The sequence below is a fragment of the Mycolicibacter minnesotensis genome (genome assembly GCF_010731755.1).
GTDB lineage: Bacteria > Actinomycetota > Actinomycetes > Mycobacteriales > Mycobacteriaceae > Mycobacterium > Mycobacterium minnesotense.
Map to the genome: position 1 here is coordinate 589,387 of NZ_AP022589.1, position 21,377 is coordinate 610,763.

Below are 21,377 nucleotides of genomic sequence, written 5' to 3' on the forward strand. Positions count from 1 at the left end.
ATCCCCCCGGTGAGTCCGGACGCTCACGGGTTTGAGAACTCGGCGGTTTTCTGGGTTCGGTGCTGACTGTAGTAGACGGCTTCGTATTCGGCCGGTGGCCTGTCGGTGCAGTAGTTGTTGATGCGGCGGTGGTTGAACCAGTCCACCCATTCCAGGGTGGCGACTTCGACCTGGTCGATGGTGGTCACGGGCCGCGGGGCTTGATCAGTTCGGTCTTGTAGAGGCCGTTGGTGGTTTCGGCGACGGCGTTGTCGTAGCTGTCCCCGACGCGGCCGACCGAGGCGTCGATCCCGGCTGCGGCCAGGCGTGCGGTGTAGGCGATGGAGATGTACTGAGATCCCTGTCGTGATGTTGCACAAGGCCAGTCAGGTCGCTGATCCCATCTCGTTGGCGGGTCCAGATCGCGTGCTCGATCGCATCGAGCGCCACAGAGCTGGTCATCGTGGTCGCAGTGCGCCACCCCACGATCAGTCGGGAGTACGCGTCGATGACGAACGCGGCGTAGACGAACCCTGACCAGGTCGACACATAAGTCATGTCGGCCACCCACAGCCGATTCGGTGCGGGCGGGTTGAATTGGCGCAGGACCAGATCGCGGGCCCTAACGCCTTGGGGGTCAGGCACTGTCGTGCGCCGCATCTTGCCCCGATGCGCACCGCGTAGTCCCATGTCCCGCATCAGCCGTTCCACGGTGCAGCGGGCCACCGCCACACCGTCACGGTTGAGGGCCAGCCACACTTTGCGAGCACCGTAGACGCCGTAGTTGCGCTCAAACACCTGCCGAATCTTGGGTTTGAGATCCTCATCGCGGGCAGCCCGGGCCGAGCGGCCCCGGGCATGAGCGTCGTAGTAGGTGCTCGGTGCGATCTTGACGCCGTGTGCGGTCAGCACCCGGCAGATCGGCTCGACACCGAAACGGGATTCACGGAGTGAATCCCCAGATCGTGAGCGAGCGCATCGGGACGCGGACGTCAGGTTCTTTCTGCGAACGTACGCTCACGTGCTCAAGAATGACGACAGAGACGCTGCCGAACAGGCGGCAGCGTTCCTAATCGGGGAAAGGTTCGGTACCACGATCAATTCTGATTGAGTTGCGGACCTAAAGTCGATGACGTGCTCAGGCGAAGCGGCTCGCGTGCTTCACGAGTTAGTCTGCCTGGGTTAGGGATTCGCCCAGAAGCACCCAATAGTGACTGAGATCAATCGGAACGTCGGAAGTCCGCACATGGTGGGATCGATGGCGTGAGCCGTATGATGCAGGAGGTTGAGCTGTCGCGAGCTGATGGCCGCTTCCCATCATTGGATGGGCCTCGACGAATCCGTTGACTGATCCGAGCAGCCCATCGAGCGTCGCCTGCTGTATGTACCCGACCATCATGCCTTGCTGCTCATTCGCGCCATAGGATGAGCTTACGAATCGCTGAATCCCTTTGTGAACGTAGTGATGACACCAGGGTCCCGAAGTCAGTAAGCGCTTGCACTCCACGTGAATGCCTGTTTCTCCGATAGAGATGCTTAGATCTGGCCGCTGAGCGTTAACCACCGATTCTTCTCCAGCCAGCATCGCGGGCGTAAGGTTCAGGTACTCAAGCTCAACGTTCAGGTATACGAACTGCGGGCTGCCTCTCTTCGCGATTCTGAGCCACCTATAAAGCTGAGCAGTGCAATTCACCTCCTGCCGGTCGAAGGTGTGCCAGTCGTGATCTGCCCAGCTACCCAGGGCTACGAGCATCAGATCCTCGATCATCTCAGGGAATCTGCGCTCAGCAAGCTGTTGAAGCGACTTTGACACCTTTCCCTGTACGCGACTTAGCGCTCTCTCAAGCATCGACATCCTGGAGATCCACGGCTTCCCCGGTCAGCAGCGCGCTGAAGACATTCGCAGCCTCGTCACGCGCAGTGCTGATCATCCAGCAGCTCAACCTATCTGGCTTGACCAGGTGTACGGAGTTACCGTCCAGAACGATCGCTTCGGGCTCAATGATGGTCACTGGCGAAACCCCTACGGGCTCTTGTCGGGCGTCTTCGTGAACAAGCTGAGCAATTGAGAAGTTCGGTTCTCCGTCGCCAGAATTGGGATTATCGTCTCTTTGCCGACACGACACCATCGCGAGACCATGTGCCCTCTGGGTGATCGCGACGTCCCAGAGCCCAACTTCAAGTTCATTGAGATGCGTCTGAAGAGCAGCGGCGTAACTATGAAGATGTGATTCTGTTGGCGCAGCATATGCCGGCGAAGTCCATCCGAAGCGGAGTTCTGACCAACGAATCGTCAGCGAGTCCGTGACCACCTGGCGTTCGACCGGAGACAAACTGAATGCTTCCTCCACGATCGAGTTCAATTTCGGACGCCACGACTCTTCAGGCTCGCCACCCGCCGCCACATCCACGACCGCGACAATATCTTTGATCAGCGCTTCACTCAGCGGCGGCAGCGGAAGACTCATCCACTCACGGTGATGTAGCTGTTCGCGTTCGACGCCCCACGAACTCGCAGTCATCAGGAACCAATACCTCGCAACTGACGAATTCAGAATCCCTGAGATTGCCCGCAACTCACCGTCCCAAGAATTCTCAGAGGCAATGGCAGAGAGTCCATCGGTAAACGTGACGTCATACGGTACAAAAGAAGCCTCCGGGAAGTCTCTAAATCCTTTCCGCATCAGGACGTGGGGGGCTAGGTAGATTGCAAGCCTTCTGGGGCGGTGCATCACGGGCTGCTCGATTGGTGCTGACAGCTGCTTCGGGAGCCGCATGGCTTGCAGCTGATCCGTTGGCAGGAACGGATAGTCAGCGAGGTGTGCGGCGTCGTTCTCGTCGCCATTCTTGAAGGATTGAAAACCCGGCCCGTTGCTCCAGCCGTTCTTGTCTGCCGTTGCCCGCAAAGACACGAAGCTTTCGCGGAGATGACGGACGAGCGCAACGTCTGCCGGCCCGCCCCAAAGTAGCGGCTTCCAGATCGCGGGATCGGACTGAGCAGCCGATCGCGGAACGCGACGTATATTCTGGTGCGGAATTGCGATGGCGTCGGCAATCTGGGCGATCGGAGTTCGTCGCGGCGAGACATGCAAGACCGCTTCAGACGGAGTGTCCCGGTAGCCAAAGATGGCGACTGCCGCCGGACTTGATGCAGCGCCGAATAGCTCTCGACGCAAGGGCGAGAGGTCTATAATCGTTCGAACATCAAGTTCGGAGAAGAACTGGAGCCGAAACCGGTCGGCGGCTGTTCCACGGTTGTGAAGAATTGTCTTCGACGGGAGCACAAGTCCTACTAGCCCCCCGTTGTTAAGCATCTCGGCAGCACGCCAAACGAATGCGACCGCAATCTGCCGGTCGGGAACGGTGCGTTCACGGTCCTGAAGGAATTGTGACGCAGCGGTCGTAAGTTGGCTCTGCCACGGCGGATTTCCCGCGATCGCGTCAAACTTTCTCGAAGACAACACATTTGATTCAAAAAAGTCTGAAATGACTAGATTGCTGCCGATGAGATTCGGAAGTCGGGCGGTTAACCAAGCTGTCCTAGGGTCGACGTGCTCTAGGAGCGCAAGATAAAGGCCAAACGCAGCCACTCCGATCGCATCAGCGTTCCTGTCGATACCGTAAACAGACTCAACCAACAACTCAGAGAGCTCTTCAAAGGATGCAGTGTCCTCGCGACCTACGGATCGCTGATGCACGATCCGGCGGAAGGCTTCCGTAAGGAAGATTCCGGAACCGCATGCGGGATCGAGGATGCTGCGAGTGTCACCAGACCACCACGATGGTGATAGAAGTTCGTCCAAGACGAGATCGACTAGATGCCTGGGTGTGTAGTAGGCCGCGTCCCTCCTCTGGTTCGTTGAGAGTAGTTGCTCGTAGATCGAGCTGATTAACTCCGGAGGAATGATCGCAAAGTCATACGGCCACAGAGACTGCTGCCCGGACGCGAGGTCTGCGGCCCGAAAAAAGTCACTTAACTCGTTCAACGCGTCTTGCGTTACGGGCCTCGAAATCGCCCCCCGTCGAAAGACATCTCCATTGAAGTGATCGGACATCGCGTCAAAAAATGAGCTGACGGCCTGCCAGCCTTGTCCGAGCGCCGAAACGAACGATGCGGGCTGATTGAGTTCGAGTAGATCCTCGGTACGGAGGATGCCACGGTCTTCTAGATATCGGATGAAGATAGAACGTCCAAGAAGTGGTTCAATGTCTCCCTCAGGGACCTCGGCTACCAAGAGCCGCACTCTGAGTTCGCGGAGGTTACGAAGCAGAGCTTGGTCAACTCGATTGTGCTTATCGAGCCGGCGCTGGTGACGCTTGATGAGGCGGCCAGACTCGACACTGAATCGCGTGAAGTCTGCAAGTACCTGTCCTAGATCCTGGCCCCCTGAAGCGTGCGCAAGCAGCGCTGCATCTGGGTCTAGGGCCGTTCCTGCCGTATTGCAACTTAAGGCTAGAACGTCCGACTCAGTGGTGGCAATCAGCACCGGGACACGACCGTAGTTCCATAAACGCCGCTGCGTTGCCAAGGCATCGCTTCGCGACTCCGCAGCCGCGAAGGCCACCACCGGCACTGCACCCTTGAAGTACACCGCGTCAACGCCGCACTTCTGGCGAAGATCGCTCCAGATGAACCCTCGCGTACTGGTTTCCACAGCACTGCCGTCGACGTAGCCACTCGAGTCGCGATACTCGAGAGCCGCAACGACATTCTGCAGGAGTTCTTGGCTGGTCATTGTGCCGATCTACTGGTGTTTCGGGTCACCTCAGGCTAGTGGAAACCCCCGACAACACTGTGCAAGCTAGACAAGGACGGGTAGCGGGTGTTTCTGCGGGTTAACGGCCAGAATGTGTGTATAGAACTGGCGATTTCTGCATCCTGACCTCGGGTGATGGGGGTCTGAACTTGCTTTGAAAGCATGTTCAGTGTCTGGTGCTCGCAATTCCCCGACCTGTGGTGTATGCGGTTGCAAGCTGGTCAAAAACGGCACCACTTCAGCCGGAAGGATCCGGTGGCGGTGCACCACCTGCGGGGCCTCCACGACACAGGCCCGTCCCGACATCACCGCCAAGGCGCAACTGAACGCATTCCTGTCCTGGCTGCTCGATACCGCCCGCCCCGAGCAATTGGCCAGTAGCCCCCGCACCTTCCGCCGCGACACCGCCTGGTGCTGGCGCATTGAAATCCCACCGCCACCACCGCCGGCAACCGCACCTGAAGTCGTGATCCTCGACGGCACCTACTTCCAGTCCTGGTGCCTACTGATCGCCACCGACGGCGCCCACGTTCTGGACTGGCAGTGGTGCGACCGGGAAAAGAAGATCGCCTGGCAACAGATCCTTCAACGCCTACCCGCTCCGCGCATGGCGGTCGTCGACGGCGGCGCCGGATTGCACTCCGCTCTGACTGCGCAGTGGCCCGCCACCAGAATCCAGCGCTGCTACTTCCATATCTTCCAAGTCGTGCGCCGCCACCACACCCTACGCCCGCGTCTTGAGGCTGGCCGCGAAATACTTTCCCTGACAAAGGCTTTGATGCGCGTCACCGACATCGACCATGCCGTCACCTGGCTCGGCGAGTACGCAGCCTGGGAAGCCCGCTGGGATCACTTCCTGCGCCACCGCAGTTACCCGAGGGCTCACGTCCCACGCCCGGCCGGAATCCCCGAAAGTCAGAACTGGTGGTACACCCACCGCGAACTACGCAAAACCCGTGGACTATTTCGCAACCTGATCCGCAACCAGCACCTATTCACCTGGATCGACCCGGCCATGACCAACCCCGGCCATCCGCTGGCCCGCACCACCTCATCGCTCGAAGGCGGGCCCAACCGAGCCCTCAAAGACCTCTTCCGAGCCCACCGCGGCCTGCCCGTCGACCACGCCCGCCGCGCCGCGGAATGGAAGCTCAACAGCCTCACCGCAACGCCCCGCGACCCCTGGACCCTGGTACGCCCCGAACATCGGAACCCGCCTCGACACCGCACTGCCCAACAACTCGATGACGAACCCCTCGGCCCCGTCATGGGCACCAGCTTCAGCTGGGACGACGGCAACGGCATCCAACACGGCTGGGCCGGACGATCACGCCCCTAACCCGGGTTAATGGCCAGATTGTGTGTATAGATCGGCTGATTTCTGGGGGTTGACCTGGCGTGACGGGGGTCTGAACATGCTCTGAAAGCATGTTCGGTGTCCGGTGCTCGTAATTCCCCGACCTGTGGTGTATGTGGATCGAAGCTGGTCAAGAACGGCGCGACGTCGGCCGGAAGAACGCGGTGGCGGTGTCGCACCTGCGGCGCCTCGACCACACAGGCCCGCCCAGACATCACCGACAAAGCGCAACTGCGGGCGTTCCTGGCGTGGTTGCTGACCGGGGCACGCCCCGAGCAGCTGTCCACCAGTGCGCGCACGTTCCGCCGGGACACCGCCTGGTGCTGGCGCGTCGAAGTGCCCCACCCACCGGCACCGGCGGTGGCTCCACCAGTGGTGATCCTCGATGGCACCTACTTCCAAACGTGGTGCCTGCTGATCGCCACCGACGGCCACCACGTTCTGGACTGGCAATGGTGCGACCGCGAGAAGAAAATCGCCTGGGAACAGATCCTGACCCGGCTACCCACCCCACGCATGGTCGTCGTCGACGGCGGCACCGGCCTAGCTGCGGCCCTGCGAGCCCAATGGCCGGCCACCCGTATCCAACGCTGCTACTTCCACATCTTCCAGACCGTGCGCCGCCACCACACCCTGCGCCCACGACTGGAACCGGGCCGCGAAATCCTTGCCCTGACAAAAGCATTGATGCACGTACGCGATCTCGACCAGGCGGTGTTCTGGATGACCGAATACGCCGCCTGGGAATCCCGCTGGGATCAGTTTCTGCGGCACCGCACCATCGCCCGCGCCCACACCGAACGCCCCGCCGGCATCAGCGAACACCAACGCTGGTGGTACACCCACCAACAGCTCCGCAAGACCCGGGCCTCTACCGTGCCCTGATCCGCAACCGCCAACTGTTCACCTGGATTGACCCTGACCTCACCACCGTCGACCAACCCTGGCCCGCACGACTTCGTCATTGGAAGGCGGACCCAACCGGGCCCTCAAAGACCTGTTCCGCACTCACCGCGGCCTGCCGACCGAACACGCCCGCCGGGCAGCGGAATGGAAACTCAACAGCCTCACCGCCACACCCGCAGACCCCTGGAGCCTGGTACGCCCTGAACACCGCCACCTACCCCGACACCACCCCGTCGAACTGCTCGATGACGAACCTCTCGTCCCGGTCCTGGGCACCAACTTCAGCTGGGAAGACGGCAACGGCCTCCAACACGGCTGGGCCGGCAGATCACGCCCCTAACACCAAGGACACGCCGCACGCCATACACACAATTTGGCCTATAACCCACGCCGACAGCCATACACACAATCTGGCCAATAACCCGAAAAAGCCCCGAACCTAATGCAGGTTCAGAGCTATTCCGATGTCGTGCGACATCACATTTGTAGCGGGGACAGGATTCGAACCTGCGACCTCTGGGTTATGAGCCCAGCGAGCTACCGAGCTGCTCCACCCCGCGTCGGTAATCACTAGGTTACCCAATAGCGGCCGGGGCACCAAATCGCCTGCGTGCGGCACCAATCCGACGTCCCGCAGCCGTGCTCGCAGCGTTCACAACTGCCTTGGGCCGCAACGCCTTCGACTACAGTGTGCTGATGGTCGACCTTGCGCACCGCGTGCGCCGGCACACCCCGCGGAGCTGAACATGACCCGACCTGACGACGGCTTGGGTCCCGACAGCCTGCTGTGGCAGTTCCTGGCCGACCGCCGGTTTCTGTTCGTCTTGCCCAGGGCCGTCTGCCTACTGCTGCTGCATCCCGGCATCGCTGCCGGCATCACCGACCATGCGCTGATGCGAAAACGCATCTGGCTGCACAAGAGACGCACCGTCACAGCGGCCGTCAACTATGCCTACACCGAGGTCGACATGCGGCCCCAGATGCGCTTCGCCCACGAGCACGTCAAGGGCGTCGACAGTACCGGGAGCAAATACCATGCCCTGGCGCCCGAGCTCTTCCACTTCCAGCACGCCACGTACGTCGAGTCCCTGGTGTTCATGGTCAACACGTTCATCCGTCCGCTCGACGCCGACGAGCATGAGCAGCTCTACCAAGAATGCTGCGCGTGGTATCGCCGCTACGGAATCTCGACCCGGCCGATGCCCGCGACTTGGCCGGATTTCCTCGACTACTTCGAGGACTACTGCCGCACCGAACTGGCGGCCGGCCCGCATTTTGAGCCGTTTCGCGAACAGATCTTCGCCCCCACCGATTGGTGGATGCGTACCGTCCCCCAGCCCGCCCTCCGCGCGCTGCAACACCCTCGGGCCCGCGAACTCACCGGAGTCACCGTGAGCACCGTCGACCGGTGGTCGTTGCGCCAGTTCGTCCGGTTGAGTCAGCTGTCGCCGCTGGCACCCCGGCACCACTGGAATGCCCGGGCCCGCGCGGCCCTGGGTGCCGCGGCCGAGCACAGCCCGACCGCGGCCAGATGACTACTTGGCGCTGTTGAACTTCGCTATGGCGTCGTCAAGGCGTTGCAGCGCGGCACCATAGGCCGCGAAGTCCCCACGATGCTGAGTGTCTCGGACCGCGCTCAGCGCCGATTCAACCTCCCGCAGCGCTGTGGCCTTCGCCGGGGACAGCGCTGCGTCGGCGGCCGGAGGCGTCGGCACCGCAGCGACGGGCGGAGCCGCCGCCGGTGGCGCCCCTTGGGACGCCGCGCCGGTGTCGGTAGGCGCGATGTCGGTAGCCGCCGCGCCGGCCCCGGGCCCGAACAGACCGGTGAGCGCGTCAGACACCGTCGGCCCGTAGCCGATCTTGTCGTTGTACATCATCGCGACCCGGATCAGGCGGGGATACGACGAGGAGGCGTCACTGGCACCCGGGGAGGCATAGACCGGTTCGACGTAGAGCAGGCCACCTTGGGCGATCGGCAGGGTCAACAGATTGCCCCACCGGATGCGGTTCTGGTTGTCCCGTCCGATCACGCCCAGGTCCTGGCTGACCGTGGTGTCGGTGGTGATCGCGTTGTTGGCCAGCTTGGGCCCGTTGACCTGCCCGGGGATGGTGAGCACCGTGATCTTGCCGTAGGTGTCGGGATCCGAGCTGGCGCTGATGTAGGCGGCCAAGTAGTCCCGCTTGAACCGGTTCATCGCGCTGGTCAGCTGGTAGGACGCCGAATTATCGCCCTTGGCAAGGTTTTTCGCGACGATGTAGTACGGCGGCTGGAAGCTGCTGGCGGTCGGGTTGGGATCCAACGGCACATCCCAGAAGTCCGACGTGGAGAAGAAGGTCACCGGGTCGTTGACGTGGTACTTGGCCAGCAACATCCGCTGCACCTTGAACAGGTCTTCGGGGTAGCGCAGATGTTCGGCAAGTTCGGGCGAGATCTCCGACTTCGGCTTGACCGTGCCGGGGAACACCTTCATCCAGGCCCGCAGCACCGGGTCCTGCTCGTCTTGGGCGTAGAGACTCACGGTGCCGTCATAGGCGTCGACAGTGGCCTTGACCGAGTTACGGATGTAGGACACCCGCCGGTCCGGCAGCAGCCGGTTGAACTCCACGTCTTTGGAATCCATGGTCGCCGACGACAGCGACGTCAATTCCGAATAGGGGTAGTTGTCCAAAGTGGTGTAGCCGTCGATGATCCACACCAGGCGCTTGTTGACGATCGCCGGATAGACCGTGGAGTCGGTGGTCAGCCACGGCGCCACCGCCTGGACCCGGCCCGCGGGGTCACGGTTGAACAAGATCTTGCTGTCGGCGCCGATCACGTTGGAGAACAAGAAGTTGCGCTCGGCGAACTTCGCGGCGAACACGCTGCGGGCCAGCCAGTTTCCTACGTCCACACCGCCCTTGCCGGTGTAGGTGTAGTTCTTGGTCTCGGTGTTGGTCTCGTAGTCGTACTCACGGTCGGTCCCATTGCGCCCGACGATCGCGTAGTCGGCGACAGTGTCGGCGATCACCGGCCCGTAGTAGACGCGCGGCTGGTCGAGGCGGGCCGGTCCCGGCGACACCACGCCGCCGTTGGCGCCCACCACGCTGGCCAGAAACTCCGGGTAGCCGCCGTTCTGGTTGGGGTCGTTGGCGATGCCGCGCACGGTGTTGGCCGGCGAGGCGATGAACCCGTTGCCGTGGGTGAAAACGGTGTGCCGGTTGATCCAGTCACGCTGGTTGTCGATCAGCCGATCGGGATTGAGTTCGCGGGCAGCCACCACATAGTCACGCAACTGGCCGTCGTCGTCGCGGTAGCGATCGATGGTGAGCTGGTCGGGGAAGAAGTAGAAGTTCTTGCCCTGCTGGAACTGGGTGAACGCCGGACTGACAATGGTCGGGTCCAGCAGTCGGATGTTGGAGGTGGTGGCCGCATCGGCACCGATCTGTGCGGCCGTGGCACGAGCATCACCGCGATAGTCCCGATAGGTGACGACGTCCTCGGTCAGGCCGTAGGCCTGCCGGGTGGCCGCGATCGAGCGGGAGATGTACTCGCTCTCCTTCTGCGCGGCGTTGGGCTTGACGCTGAACTGTTCGACGATCAGGGGCCATCCGGCGCCGACCACGACCGACGACAGCAGCAGCAGCACCAGGCCGATCGCCGGAATCTGCAAGTCACGCAGCACGATCGCCGAAAACACCGCGACCGCACAGATCAGCGCGATCGCCAGCAGGATCATCTTGGCCGGCAACACGGCATTGATATCGGTGTAGCCGGCTCCGGTGAAGGGCTTGCCGGTGCGGGTGTGGCTGAGCAGCTCATAGCGGTCCAGCCAGTAGGCGGCGGCCTTGAGCAGCACCAGGGTGCCGATCAGGCTCACCATCTGGATGCGCGCCGGGCGGCTCAGCGCACCGGCGCGACCCGACAGCCGGATGCCACCGAAGATGTAGTGCGTCGTGATGTTCGCGATGGTGGCCAGCAGCAACGTGGCCAGCAACAGCCCGACCACCAGCCGGTAGAACGGCAGATCGAAGGCATAGAAACCGAGGTCTTTGCCGAACTGCGGATCGGTGATCCCGAAGTCACCGCCGCGCAGGAACAGCTGGATGCGCACCCAGTAGCTCTGGGCGACGATTCCCGACAGCACACCGACGGCGGCCGGGATACCGAATCCCACCAGCCGCAGTCGCGACAGGACCGTGGTGCGATAGCGCGCCACCGGGTCGTTGACGCCGTTGCTCGGGACGAAGACCGGTCGGGCCCGAAAGGCCATGGCCATCGCGGCGAAGACGAGTCCGCCGACGACCAGTGACACCGCGACGAACGCGATCAGCCGAGTGAGCAAGGTCGTGACGAACACCGAGCGGTAGCCCAGCTCGCCGAACCACAACCAGTCGACGTAGCCGTCGATCAGCCGCGGCCCCACCAACAGCAGGGCGATGACGACGAAAGCGCTGCCGACCATGATCCGACTGCGGGCGGTCAATTTCGGCATTCTCGCGGTGGGCCGCATCCCCACGTGCCACGCTCCCTAGCTCGGTTGACTCAGTTGACCCTGACGGCCCCACTGTAGCCAACTCCAGGCTCAGCAAGAGGGCGGCTGACCTCCATCGGCGATGGTGCGCAGCGCCCCGACCGCCTGGGCGAGGCTGTCGACCTTGACCAGCTGCAGCCCTTTGTCGTCGGAGCGGGCCTCGTAGCAGTTGTCCGCAGGCACCAGGAAGACCGTGGCCCCGGCCTCGCGGGCGGCCACCATCTTGTGGGTGATGCCACCGATCGAGTCGACCTCACCATTGGCCTTGATCACGCCGGTACCGGCCACGAAATTCTGCCCCGCCAGGGTGCCGGTCGTCAGCTTGTCGACGACGGCCAGAGAGAACATCAAGCCCGCCGAAGGCCCGCCGATGTTGGCCAGGTTGAAGTCGACCGTGAACGGCGCCCACGGCGCATCCAGGACGGACACGCCCAGGAATCCGTTGGGGCGGTCCTTGTTCTCTCCGAGCGTAATCCGCGCAGTACCGGGCGCGGCGTTCTTGCGTCGATAGTCGAGGACCACGGTCTGGCCCGGCTTGGTGTCGGCCAGCCGGGCGGTGAACTGTTGCACGGTGTAGACCGGTTCGCCGTTGACGGCGTCCACGGCGTCGCCGCGTTGCAGCGCTCCCGCGGACGGCCCCGGGTCCTGGACGTCGGCGAGGGTGACCGCCGACGGGTAGCGCAGGTAACCCAGCGCGGCGTACTCGGCACTGCGCTCAGACGCCCGGAACTCGGCGTCGTTGTTGTCGTCGACTTCCTGACGCGACTTCCCTGGCGGATAGACCAGGTCACGGGGCATGAGCTGCTCGCGCCCAGACAACCACAGGGCCAGCGCCTCCCCCAGCGTCAGGCCGTCGCGCTGGGCCACCGTGGTCATGTTCAGGTGACCGGTGGTGGGGTGGGTGGAGGTTCCCTCGATGTCGACCACCTGCTTGCCCTCGATCATGCCGAGGGTGTCGAACGTCGGCCCCGGACCCAGCGACACGAAGGGCACGGTCACGGCCGTCAGTAGTACGCCGAACGCGACCACCGGCAGCAGGGCCGCCAACAGCGTCAGAATCCGCCTGTTCACCCCGCGTATGGTAAACGGCCCCCACCAAGGTGGTGACGGCCCGACCACCGGTGGGCGCGTGTCGTTCCGCAGGAGGTTGCCGGTGGGTACGGTTGTATCTATGGCTGATCTGCCCTTCGGGTTCTCTTCCGGGGATGACCCCGACCGCGAACGAAGCTCTGGCCCCACCGACCCCTTCGGCATGGGCGCCGGTTTCAACATGGCCGATCTGGGCCAGGTCTTCACCCAGCTCGGGCAGATGTTCAGCGGCGCCGGACGCATGAAATCCGACGGCAGCCCCGCGGGACCGGTGAACTACGACCTGGCGCGACAGGTCGCGACCAAGTCGATCGGTTCGGTCTCGCCCGTCACCGCGTCGACCGCGACCGCCGTCAGCGACGCCGTGCATCTGGCCGAGACCTGGCTGGACGGTGCCACCTCGCTGCCGGCCGGCACCACCAGTGCGGCGGCCTGGACCCCTGTGGACTGGGTCGAGCACACCATGAGCACCTGGCAGCGGTTGTGCGACCCGATGGCCGAACAGGTGTCTTCGGTGTGGGCGACGGCGCTGCCGGAAGAGGCCAAGAGCATGGCCGGTCCGCTGCTGTCGGTGATGTCGCAGATGGGTGGATTGGCGTTCGGTTCGCAGTTGGGCCAGGCGCTTGGCCGGATGTCCGGGGAGGTCCTGACCTCCACCGATATCGGGCTTCCGCTGGGACCGAGCGGGATCGCCGTCCTGATGCCCGGTGCCATCGAGGAGTTGGCCGGCGGGCTGGACCAGCCGCGCAGTGCGATCGTCACCTTCCTGGCCGCGCGTGAAGCCGCCCACCACCGGCTCTTCACCCACGTTCCGTGGTTGTCCCATCAGCTGCTCAGTGCCGTCGAGGCCTACGCCCGGGGCATGAAAATCGACATCCGGGGCATCGAGGAACTGGCTCAGGGCTTCGACCCGGCAGCGATGACCGATCCGACTGCGATGAACGAACTGCTCAACCAGGGTGTGTTCGAACCCAAATCCACCCCGGAGCAACTCGCCGCACTGGAACGGCTGGAGACCCTGCTGGCCCTCATCGAGGGCTGGGTACAGACCGTGGTCAACGCGGCGCTGGGCGAACGGATCCCCGGCACCGCCGCACTCTCGGAGATGCTGCGCCGCCGCCGTGCCACCGGCGGCCCAGCCGAGCAGACCTTCGCGACCCTGGTCGGCCTGGAACTACGCCCACGCAAGCTGCGCGAGGCCGCGGTGCTCTGGGAACGGCTCACCGAGGCGGTGGGGGCCGACGCCCGCGACAAGGTGTGGCAGCACCCCGATCTGCTGCCCGAGGCCTCCGATCTCGACGACCCGGCCGCGTTCATCGACCGGATCCTCGGTGGGTCCAGCGACGTGGACTCGGCCATCGACCAGGCGATCGCGGAGTTCCAGCGCGAGGCCGGCAACACCGACGACGCCTGACCCTCACACCACACCGCTGTGGATAACGGCAGGGGCGGCGGCACCGGCCATGCCAGGGTCAACACGTGGCGAACGATTCCTACACCCTGGACCCGGCACTGCCGGTGCTGTTACGCCCCGACGGTGTAGTCCAGGTCGGCTGGGATCCGCGGCGGGCTGTGCTGGTCCAGCCGCCGCGCGGCCTGACTCCGGCCGCGCTCGCCACCGTCTTGCGATCGATGCAGATCCCGACCACCATCACCGCGCTGCGCGGCGAAGCCGCCCGGCACGGCCCGGTCGACACCGCCGAGCTCGACGATCTGCTGGCCGCGCTGGTGGCGGCGCGGGTCGCCGTCCGCAGCCACGTCACCGGACGCCGGTGCCGCACGGTGTCGCTGCGGGTGCACGGCCGTGGCCCCCTGTCGGACCTACTGGTCGAGTCGCTGCGCTGTTCGAGCGCTGTGGTTCGGCGCAGCAGTCACCCGCATGCGGCAGTCCGCCACACCGGAACCGACCTGGTGGTGCTGTCGGACTACCTGGTCACCGATCCGCGGCTGGTGCGCGAACTGCACGCCGAGCGGGTGCCGCACCTGCCGGTGCGAGTGCGTGATGGAACCGGAATCATCGGCCCGCTGGTTCTGCCCGGAGTCACCAGCTGCCTAGGATGCGCCGACCTGCACCGGCGCGACAGGGACTCCGCATGGCCGGCGGTGGCCGCCCAGCTGCGCCACACCGTCACCCACGCCGACCGGGCCACGATCCTGGCGACAGTTGCGCTGGCACTGAGTCAGATCGAACAGGTGATCGTCGCCGTGCGTGGAGCGGCCGAGCCAGACACGACGGCTCCCGCGACTCTGAACGCCACCCTGGAAGTGGAACTGGCCACCGGCTCAATCGTGACCCGCAGATGGGTTCGACACCCCCTGTGCAGCTGCTAGGTCGGCCTGCGCCACCGAGAAATTGTCAACGCGGTGACCGGCACCACAACGACATCGTGGATGATGGACACGTGTCGGAGATCAAACGCGGTAGCGCGGCGCGCAATGCGAAGCTGGCCAGCCTGCCCGTCGGCTTTGCCGGCCGGGCGGCACTCGGGTTCGGGAAGCGGCTGACCGGCAAGTCCAAGGACGATGTCACCGCCGAGCTCATGGAGAAGGCCGCCGACCAGTTGTTCACCGTCCTGGGTGAGCTCAAAGGCGGCGCCATGAAAGTCGGCCAAGCGCTGTCGGTGATGGAAGCGGCCATCCCCGAACAGTTCGGCGAGCCCTACCGGGAAGCGCTGACCAAACTGCAGAAGGATGCGCCCCCGCTGCCCGCGGACAAGGTGCACCGCGTGCTCGACGGGCAGCTGGGCACCAAGTGGCGGGAGCGGTTCACCGAGTTCGACGACACCCCGATCGCCTCGGCCAGCATCGGGCAGGTGCACAAGGCCGTGTGGGCCGACGGCCGCCCGGTGGCCGTGAAGATCCAGTACCCCGGCGCCGACGAGGCGCTGCGCGCGGACCTGAAGACGATTCGCCGGTTGACCAGCGTCTTCAAGCAGTTGGCACCCGGCGTGGACGTCAAGGGCGTCGTCGACGAGTTGATCGAACGCACCGAGATGGAGCTGGACTACCGGCTCGAAGCCGACAACCAGCGCATCTTCGCCAAGGCCTACGCCGGCCACCCGCACTTCCTCATTCCCAACGTGGTGGCCAGCGCCCCCAAGACGGTGATCCAGGAATGGATCGACGGCGTCGGCATGGGCGAGATCATCCGCAACGGAACCGTCGAGCAGCGTGACCTGATGGGCACCCGACTGGCCGAGTTCACCTGGGATGCCGCGCGCCGCCTGGAGCTGATCCACGGCGACGCCCACCCGGGCAACTTCATGCTGATGCCGGACGGGCGGATGGGCGTGATTGACTTCGGTGCCGTGGCACCGATGCCCGGCGGCTTCCCCCCCGAACTGGGTGCGGCCGTGCGCTATGCCCGGGACAAGGACTACGACAACGTCATCGCGACCATGCGCCGCGGCGGTTTCATCCAGAAAGGCCAGACCGTCTCCGTACGCGAGATCGACGAGATGCTGCGCCAGCATGTCGAACCGGTCGAGGTCGAGGTGTTCCACTACACCCGCAAATGGCTGATGCGGATCGCAGGCAAGCAGTTGGAGCGTCCGGTCGAGCAGCTCAAGACCGCCCGCCAACTGGATCTGCCGCCCAAGCTGGCGATGCCCATGCGGGTGCTCGGGTCCACCACCGCGATCATGTGCCAGCTCGACGCCCACGTTCCGATCCGGAGGATCTCCGAGGAACTGGTGCCGGGCTTCGCCAACCCCGAACTCTCGGCCGACCCCGTCTAGGGCTCACTCAGGCGGCGAGGGGTTGCTTACGTGGGCGGCCCCGCGAGCGTTTGCTGCCGATGACGCTGCCGCGATCGAGGATCTCGCCGCCCCACACCCCCCACGGCTCGCCGCGCTGCAACGCCGCTGACAGGCACTGCTGACGGATCGGACACTGCGCGCACCGCGCCTTGGCCCGCTCCAAATCGGCGGGATCCTCGGCGAACCACAGGTCGGGATCGCTGTGACACGGCAATTTCAATGTTCTCGACATGGTGTACCTGCTTTCCGGTCGGTTCGTGGTGTTCGATCCGGGCCGGTCGGCGGGCTGCCGAGGAAAGAAAAATGGCCACGGATCCTGGTCGGTCCGTGGCCATCGATATGGCTGGGCAAGGAGCCCTAGGGCGAACCCCGATACACGGACGCGGCGGCTACGGCGACGGCTGCGTGACGCACCGCCGCCTGCGCAGCGGCGGCATGGCGCGCGCCGGCCGGGCGTACCCGCAGCAAGCTGATCGTGGTCATGGCATCCGAGGGTAGCCGCTGGCCCCGCCAGCCCACAACCGAATTACTTCCGGCGGCGGCTCAACTGCGGTTGCGGACCAGCTCCAGCACATCGGGGCCGAACTGCTCCAGCTTGCGCGCGCCAATGCCCGGAATCGCCACCAGGGCGGCCTCATCGCCGGGCAGCATCTCAGCGATCGCGGTCAACGTGTTATCGGAAAAGACGATGTAGGCGGGCACTTTCAGCTCGGTGGCGGTACGCAACCGCCAGTCCTTGAGCGCCACCAGCAACTCGGTGTCCACCTCGGCCGCGCACGTCTCACACCGGTTGAGCATGATGGCCGCGGGGGTGGCCAGCACCTTGCTGCAGATGCGGCAGTGTTTCGGTGCGCCGCGGGCCCGGCGCTTGGCGGGGGTGGCGGCGGCGTCGGCCTGCGGGGCAATACCGCTGAGGAATCGCGAGGGTTTGCGGCCTGCCCGCCCGCCCGGGGCGCGGGCCAGCGCCCAGCTCAGGGTCAGGTGGATCCGAGCCCGGGTGACGCCCACATAGAGCAGTCGGCGTTCCTCTTCGACAGCCTCACTGTCCGCGCCGTGGGCCAGGGCATGCGAGATGGGCAGCGTGCCATCGGCCAGGCCCACCAAGAACACGGCGTCCCACTCCAGGCCCTTGGCGGCGTGCAAGGAGGCCAGGGTGACACCTTGCACTGTCGGAGGATGCCGGGAGTCGGCGCGCATCCGCAGTTCGACCAGCAGCGCCGGCAGGTCCAGCTCGGGGCGTTGGGCCACCTCGTCGTCGACGAGTTCGGCCAGCGCCCCCAGGGCCTCCCAGCGTTCGCGCGCCTTGGCCCCGCTGGGTGGTTCGGTGGTCAGGCCGAGCGGTTCCAGGACGCCACGCACGATTTCGGGCAGCGTCCCGCCGGCACCCCTTTCCGCGGCCCGCTGCAGGGCAACCAGCGCCTGACGGATCTCCTGGCGGGTGAAGAAGCCCTCTCCACCCCGGACCTGATAGGCGATGCCGGCCTCGGTCAGAGCCTCCTCATAGACCTCCGACTGGGCGTTGATCCGGTACAGCACCGCGATTTCGGCCGCCGGCGTGCCGTCGTGGATCAGCCGGGCGATCGATTTGGCGACAGCGTTGGCCTCGGCCACCTCGTCGAGATGCTCCCGAAAAATGGGAGCGGGACCGGATTCACGTTGGCCGATCAGCTTGAGTTTGCTGCCGGCGACGCGCCCCCGTGCGGCGGCGATCACCCGGTTGGCCAGGGACACCACCTCGGGAGTGGAGCGGTAGTCGCGCTCCAGTCGGACCAACGCAGCGTCGGGAAACTGACGCGTGAAATCCAGCAGGTAACGCGGCGAGGCCCCGGTGAACGAATAGATGGTCTGGTTGGCGTCGCCCACCACGGTCAGGTCGTCGCGCTGCCCCAGCCAGGCCGTCAACACCCGCTGCTGTAGCGGGGTCACATCCTGGTATTCGTCGACCACGAAGCAGCGGTAGCGGTCCCGAAATTCGGCGGCCACCGCCGCGTCGTTCTCGATCGCGGCGGCGGTGTGCAGCAGCAGGTCGTCGAAGTCCAGCATCGCCACTTCGCCCCGGGCCTTCAGTGCCTCGTAGCCGGCGTAGACGTCGGCCAACTTCGCAGCCTCCAGCGGGGCGTCGCGGCCGGCGGCGGCCACCGCCTCGGGATACTGCTCCGGCCCGATCAGGGAAGCCTTGGCCCACTCGATCTCGCCGGCCACGTCACGAACGTCGTCGTTGCTCAACCGCAGGCCGGCATGACCGGCGGCGCGGGCAACCACCCCGAACTTGCGATCCAACAACTCCCAGCCGGTATCGCCGACCACCCGCGGCCAGAAGTAACGCAGCTGCCGGCGGGCGGCGGCGTGGAACGTCAACGCCTGCACTCCGCCGACCCCGGACGCCGCCCCCGCACCGGCCGCTGAACCCAGTGCCCGCAGCCGCGACCGCATCTCCCCTGCGGCACGCTGGGTGAAGGTGACGGCCAGCACCTGTCCGGGTGCGACGTGCCCGCCGGCGACCAGCTGGGCGATCCGATGGGTGATGGTGCGGGTCTTACCCGTGCCGGCTCCGGCCAGAACGCACACCGGGCCGCGCGGCGCCAGCACCGCAGCGCGCTGCTCCTCGTCCAGCCCGGCGATGAGCGCATCCATGGCGTCCATCTTGGCAGGCGCCCCCGACGACCTTGGACTCCGATTCGGGAATCATCGGGCGACCTATTAGGTTTGGGCAGTTATGAACCAGCTCGTCATGTACACGACCCAATGGTGTGGCTACTGCCGACAGCTCAAGGCGTCGCTAAAGAAGCTTGAGATCCCTTACGAGGAGATCGACATCGAGCTGGACCCAACCGCAGCGGAGTTCGTCAGCACGGCCAACGGCGGCAACCGCACGGTGCCGACGCTGCGTTTCCCCGACGGCTCCACCCTGACCAACCCGACTGGTCGCGAGGTCAAGGCAAAGCTGGAACAACTCGGCGGATAGCGCAGCCGCCGCGGCCTATCCGCTGGATTCGGCCCAGGACTCGATGATGGTCCTGGCGATCGAGATGGACCCCGGCAGCAGCAGTTTCGCCGCGGAATCGCCGCTGTTCCACGCCCCGGCGGACAGCGCAGCCCGCACCTCCTCGCGGGTGAACCAGGCCGCCTCGGTGATCTCGCCGTCACTGAAGACGAACGTCTGGCTGGGGTCGGCGACGGCGTGGAAGCCCACCATGAGCGATCGCGGGAACGGCCAGGGCTGACTGCCCAGGTACGTCACGTCACGCACCGCCAGGCCGACCTCTTCGTGGACCTCGCGCGCCACGCACGCCTCGAACGACTCGCCGGCCTCGACGAACCCGGCCAGCAGAGAGAACATCCGAAGCGGCCAGTTGTGTTGTCGGGCCAGCACCACGCGGTCGGCGCCGTCGTGCACCAGACAGATGACCGCCGGGTCGATGCGGGGGAATTCCTCGGCGCCGGTGACCGGATTGATCCGGGCCCACCCACCGCGCACTGGCTTGGTGGGGGTGCCATCGACAGCCGAAAACCTGGCGTTGTCATGCCAATTGAGCAATGCGATGGCCGACGACACCAATTGAGCACTGACGTCGTCGAAGATGTCACCGGTGGCACGAATGTCCAGTACGGAGACGTCGATTCCAGGCGGGGCCTGCAGAGCGCCGCGGACCGCCCAGACATGGCGACCGTCGGCGATGCGGCCCAAAAAGACCGCGTCCGGTGGTGGAGTGGCGCTCAGTTCACTGGCCGCCTGCAGCACGACCCGGCCATCGGCAACTAGCACCTGATTGCGGTGATCGACCCGCATGAGTGCAGCGTCCGACCACCCGGCGGCTGCCGCGTCGGTGTCGGTGCGTAGCTGGTCGGCCCGGTCGGCACCGACCCGCGACAGCAGGGGAATCTGGCTGAGCTGGAAGTTCCCCATCAGCGCTCCCCGCGGCGGGTCACTGGTTGCTCACCGTGCGCACGTAGAGCAGCCGGTCGCCGGCCTCGATCGCGTCCACCTCCGGTGCGTCCAACCGCAGCAACCGGCCACCGCGCACCACGGCAAGGACGATGTCGTTGAGGTGATTGGCCGACGCGCCGATCTCCTTGTGCTCCACCTCGCGTTCGGCGATGGCGTATCCGGCGTCGGGGGTGAGCAGATCCTCGATGATCTCGACAACACTGGGCGTGGTGGTGGCGATACCGAGCAGGCGCCCCGCGGTCTCCGAAGACACCACCACCGAGTCGGCGCCGGATTGCTCCAGCAGGTGCTGGTTCTCGGCTTCCCGGATGGACGCCACGATGGTGGCGTTGGGGGCGATCTCGCGGGCCGTCAGCGTCACCAGTGTCGCCGTGGCATCCGAGCCAGTGGCCACCACAATCGCCTTGGCGCGCTGGGCGCTGGCCAGCCGCAACACGTCCGACCTGGTCGCATCGCCGTCCACCGTCACCAGCCCGGCGCTCTTGGCTCTGTCGAGAACTGCCCGGTCGTTGTCCACCACGACGATGTCGCTCGGGGTGGTCGTGTCATCGCCGAGCATCGCGGCGATGGCGGTCTTCCCTTTGGTGCCGTAGCCGATGACGATGGTGTGGTCGCGCACTCTTTTCCTCCAACGCTGAATGCGGAATGCCTGCTGGGAGGTCTCGGTGAAGGCCTCGACTGTCGTTCCGACCAGCAAGATCAGGAAGGCGATCCGCAGCGGGGTGATGACCAGGACGTTGATCATGCGGGCGAACTCGGTGACCGGCGTGATGTCGCCGTACCCGGTGGTCGACAGGGTCACCGCCGAGTAGTAGAGGCAGTCCAGGAAGGTCAGTCGATCGCCTTGGACGTCCTGGTAACCGTCGCGGTCGACATAGACGAACAACGCCGATACCAGCAGCGCCCCCAGCGCGATGAGGCTGCGCCGGTAGACGGTGCGGCCCGGACTGGACTGGGCGTGCGGCATGCGGAGCACGCCGACGAGCGCGTAACTGGGTTGGGCGGTCAGCGTCTCATCGAGGCGACGCAACCGCCGCCAGCTAGCTCCTGCCACGACGGGCGGTCATCGGT

At 65.0% G+C, this 21,377-nt stretch carries 15 protein-coding genes, 1 tRNA gene and 2 pseudogenes; 7 read left to right on the top strand and 11 right to left on the bottom strand.

Translation table 11 applies throughout. The annotated features are described in order from the left end of the window. Positions 1–23: 23 nt before the first annotated feature. From G6N09_RS02975 to G6N09_RS02985, 3 genes and pseudogenes are all read right to left on the bottom strand, one after another. Positions 24–915: pseudogene (locus tag G6N09_RS02975) on the bottom strand (IS3 family transposase); the annotation flags it as partial. A 232-nt stretch (positions 916–1,147) separates the two neighbouring features. Next, complete coding sequence (locus G6N09_RS02980) at positions 1,148–1,747, bottom strand: hypothetical protein (protein WP_133053110.1); 600 nt, start codon at positions 1,745–1,747, stop codon at positions 1,148–1,150. A gap of 73 nt (positions 1,748–1,820) precedes the next feature. Then, positions 1,821–4,715 (bottom strand): HsdM family class I SAM-dependent methyltransferase, encoded by a 2,895-nt coding sequence (locus G6N09_RS02985; RefSeq protein WP_083028017.1) that lies wholly within the window; start codon positions 4,713–4,715, stop codon positions 1,821–1,823. A 190-nt stretch (positions 4,716–4,905) separates the two neighbouring features. Here G6N09_RS02985 and G6N09_RS02990 point away from each other — a divergent pair, with 190 nt between their 5' ends. Together G6N09_RS02990 and G6N09_RS02995 are read left to right on the top strand one after the other, a co-directional pair. Next, the gene (locus G6N09_RS02990) at positions 4,906–6,075 is read left to right on the top strand and encodes an IS1249 family transposase (RefSeq protein WP_083028018.1); all 1,170 of its coding nucleotides are present in this window, start codon (positions 4,906–4,908) and stop codon (positions 6,073–6,075) included. A gap of 96 nt (positions 6,076–6,171) precedes the next feature. After that, positions 6,172–7,339, top strand: a pseudogene (locus G6N09_RS02995) (IS1249 family transposase). 146 nt (positions 7,340–7,485) lie between these two features. Here the strand turns inward: G6N09_RS02995 and G6N09_RS03000 are convergent. Then, a tRNA-Met gene (locus tag G6N09_RS03000) sits at positions 7,486–7,559 on the bottom strand. A 186-nt stretch (positions 7,560–7,745) separates the two neighbouring features. Between G6N09_RS03000 and G6N09_RS03005 the strand changes: the two genes are divergently transcribed. Further along, complete coding sequence (locus G6N09_RS03005) at positions 7,746–8,534, top strand: oxygenase MpaB family protein (RefSeq protein WP_083027532.1); 789 nt, start codon at positions 7,746–7,748, stop codon at positions 8,532–8,534. On the opposite strand, the gene G6N09_RS03010 is transcribed toward G6N09_RS03005, so the two are convergent. Together G6N09_RS03010 and G6N09_RS03015 are read right to left on the bottom strand one after the other, a co-directional pair. Beyond that, on the bottom strand, positions 8,535–11,495 hold the full coding sequence (locus G6N09_RS03010; protein ID WP_083027533.1) for a UPF0182 family protein: 2,961 nt from the start codon (positions 11,493–11,495) through the stop codon (positions 8,535–8,537). Between the two features lie 66 nt (positions 11,496–11,561). Beyond that, positions 11,562–12,581, bottom strand: coding sequence for a YlbL family protein (locus G6N09_RS03015; protein ID WP_083027534.1), 1,020 nt, complete (start codon positions 12,579–12,581; stop codon positions 11,562–11,564). A 100-nt stretch (positions 12,582–12,681) separates the two neighbouring features. Between G6N09_RS03015 and G6N09_RS03020 the strand changes: the two genes are divergently transcribed. From G6N09_RS03020 to G6N09_RS03030, 3 genes are all read left to right on the top strand, one after another. Further along, positions 12,682–14,013, top strand: a complete 1,332-nt coding sequence (locus tag G6N09_RS03020; RefSeq protein ID WP_083027535.1) for a zinc-dependent metalloprotease — start codon at positions 12,682–12,684, stop codon at positions 14,011–14,013. Positions 14,014–14,078: 65 nt separating this feature from the next. Next, entirely contained in the window at positions 14,079–14,930 is an 852-nt protein-coding gene (locus G6N09_RS03025; protein WP_179959867.1) for a TOMM precursor leader peptide-binding protein, read from the top strand. A gap of 56 nt (positions 14,931–14,986) precedes the next feature. Beyond that, a complete protein-coding gene (locus G6N09_RS03030; protein ID WP_083027536.1) occupies positions 14,987–16,336 on the top strand; it encodes a macrolide-binding ATPase MABP-1 in 1,350 nt (449 codons plus the stop codon). Positions 16,337–16,343: 7 nt separating this feature from the next. Here G6N09_RS03030 and G6N09_RS03035 read toward each other — a convergent pair whose 3' ends face one another. The 3 genes from G6N09_RS03035 to G6N09_RS03040 all read right to left on the bottom strand — a co-directional run bounded on the left by G6N09_RS03035 (position 16,344) and on the right by G6N09_RS03040 (position 19,000). Further along, the gene (locus tag G6N09_RS03035) at positions 16,344–16,589 is read right to left on the bottom strand and encodes a WhiB family transcriptional regulator (protein ID WP_083027537.1); all 246 of its coding nucleotides are present in this window, start codon (positions 16,587–16,589) and stop codon (positions 16,344–16,346) included. A 125-nt stretch (positions 16,590–16,714) separates the two neighbouring features. Continuing rightward, positions 16,715–16,840, bottom strand: a complete 126-nt coding sequence (locus G6N09_RS20210; protein WP_264074673.1) for a hypothetical protein — start codon at positions 16,838–16,840, stop codon at positions 16,715–16,717. Between the two features lie 60 nt (positions 16,841–16,900). Next, positions 16,901–19,000: an ATP-dependent DNA helicase UvrD2 gene (locus G6N09_RS03040; protein ID WP_083027538.1), complete on the bottom strand. Its 2,100-nt coding sequence runs from the start codon at positions 18,998–19,000 to the stop codon at positions 16,901–16,903. 73 nt (positions 19,001–19,073) lie between these two features. On the opposite strand from G6N09_RS03040, the gene G6N09_RS03045 reads away from it, so the two are divergent. Beyond that, positions 19,074–19,322 carry a mycoredoxin gene (locus G6N09_RS03045; RefSeq protein WP_083027539.1) on the top strand — a complete coding sequence of 83 codons (249 nt, stop codon included), beginning with the start codon at positions 19,074–19,076 and terminating at the stop codon, positions 19,320–19,322. Between the two features lie 15 nt (positions 19,323–19,337). Here the strand turns inward: G6N09_RS03045 and nudC are convergent, their stop codons facing one another. Together nudC and G6N09_RS03055 are read right to left on the bottom strand one after the other, a co-directional pair. Beyond that, positions 19,338–20,264, bottom strand: a complete 927-nt coding sequence (nudC, locus tag G6N09_RS03050) for an NAD(+) diphosphatase (protein ID WP_083027540.1) — start codon at positions 20,262–20,264, stop codon at positions 19,338–19,340. A gap of 19 nt (positions 20,265–20,283) precedes the next feature. Continuing rightward, positions 20,284–21,360, bottom strand: a complete 1,077-nt coding sequence (locus tag G6N09_RS03055) for a potassium channel family protein (protein ID WP_083027541.1) — start codon at positions 21,358–21,360, stop codon at positions 20,284–20,286. Positions 21,361–21,377: the final 17 nt, after the last annotated feature.

What these genes read in the sequence shown, in the direction of transcription:
- G6N09_RS20210 (WP_264074673.1), bottom strand. Translation starts at nt 16,840, where the DNA reads ATGACCACGATCAGCTTGCTGCGGGTACGCCCGGCCGGCGCGCGCCAT.
- G6N09_RS03040 (WP_083027538.1), bottom strand. Translation starts at nt 19,000, where the DNA reads ATGGACGCCATGGATGCGCTCATCGCCGGGCTGGACGAGGAGCAGCGC.
- G6N09_RS03020 (WP_083027535.1), top strand. Translation starts at nt 12,682, where the DNA reads ATGGCTGATCTGCCCTTCGGGTTCTCTTCCGGGGATGACCCCGACCGC.
- G6N09_RS02985 (WP_083028017.1), bottom strand. Translation starts at nt 4,715, where the DNA reads ATGACCAGCCAAGAACTCCTGCAGAATGTCGTTGCGGCTCTCGAGTAT.
- G6N09_RS03045 (WP_083027539.1), top strand. Translation starts at nt 19,074, where the DNA reads ATGAACCAGCTCGTCATGTACACGACCCAATGGTGTGGCTACTGCCGA.
- G6N09_RS02980 (WP_133053110.1), bottom strand. Translation starts at nt 1,747, where the DNA reads ATGATCGAGGATCTGATGCTCGTAGCCCTGGGTAGCTGGGCAGATCAC.
- G6N09_RS03035 (WP_083027537.1), bottom strand. Translation starts at nt 16,589, where the DNA reads ATGTCGAGAACATTGAAATTGCCGTGTCACAGCGATCCCGACCTGTGG.
- G6N09_RS03005 (WP_083027532.1), top strand. Translation starts at nt 7,746, where the DNA reads ATGACCCGACCTGACGACGGCTTGGGTCCCGACAGCCTGCTGTGGCAG.
- nudC (WP_083027540.1), bottom strand. Translation starts at nt 20,264, where the DNA reads ATGGGGAACTTCCAGCTCAGCCAGATTCCCCTGCTGTCGCGGGTCGGT.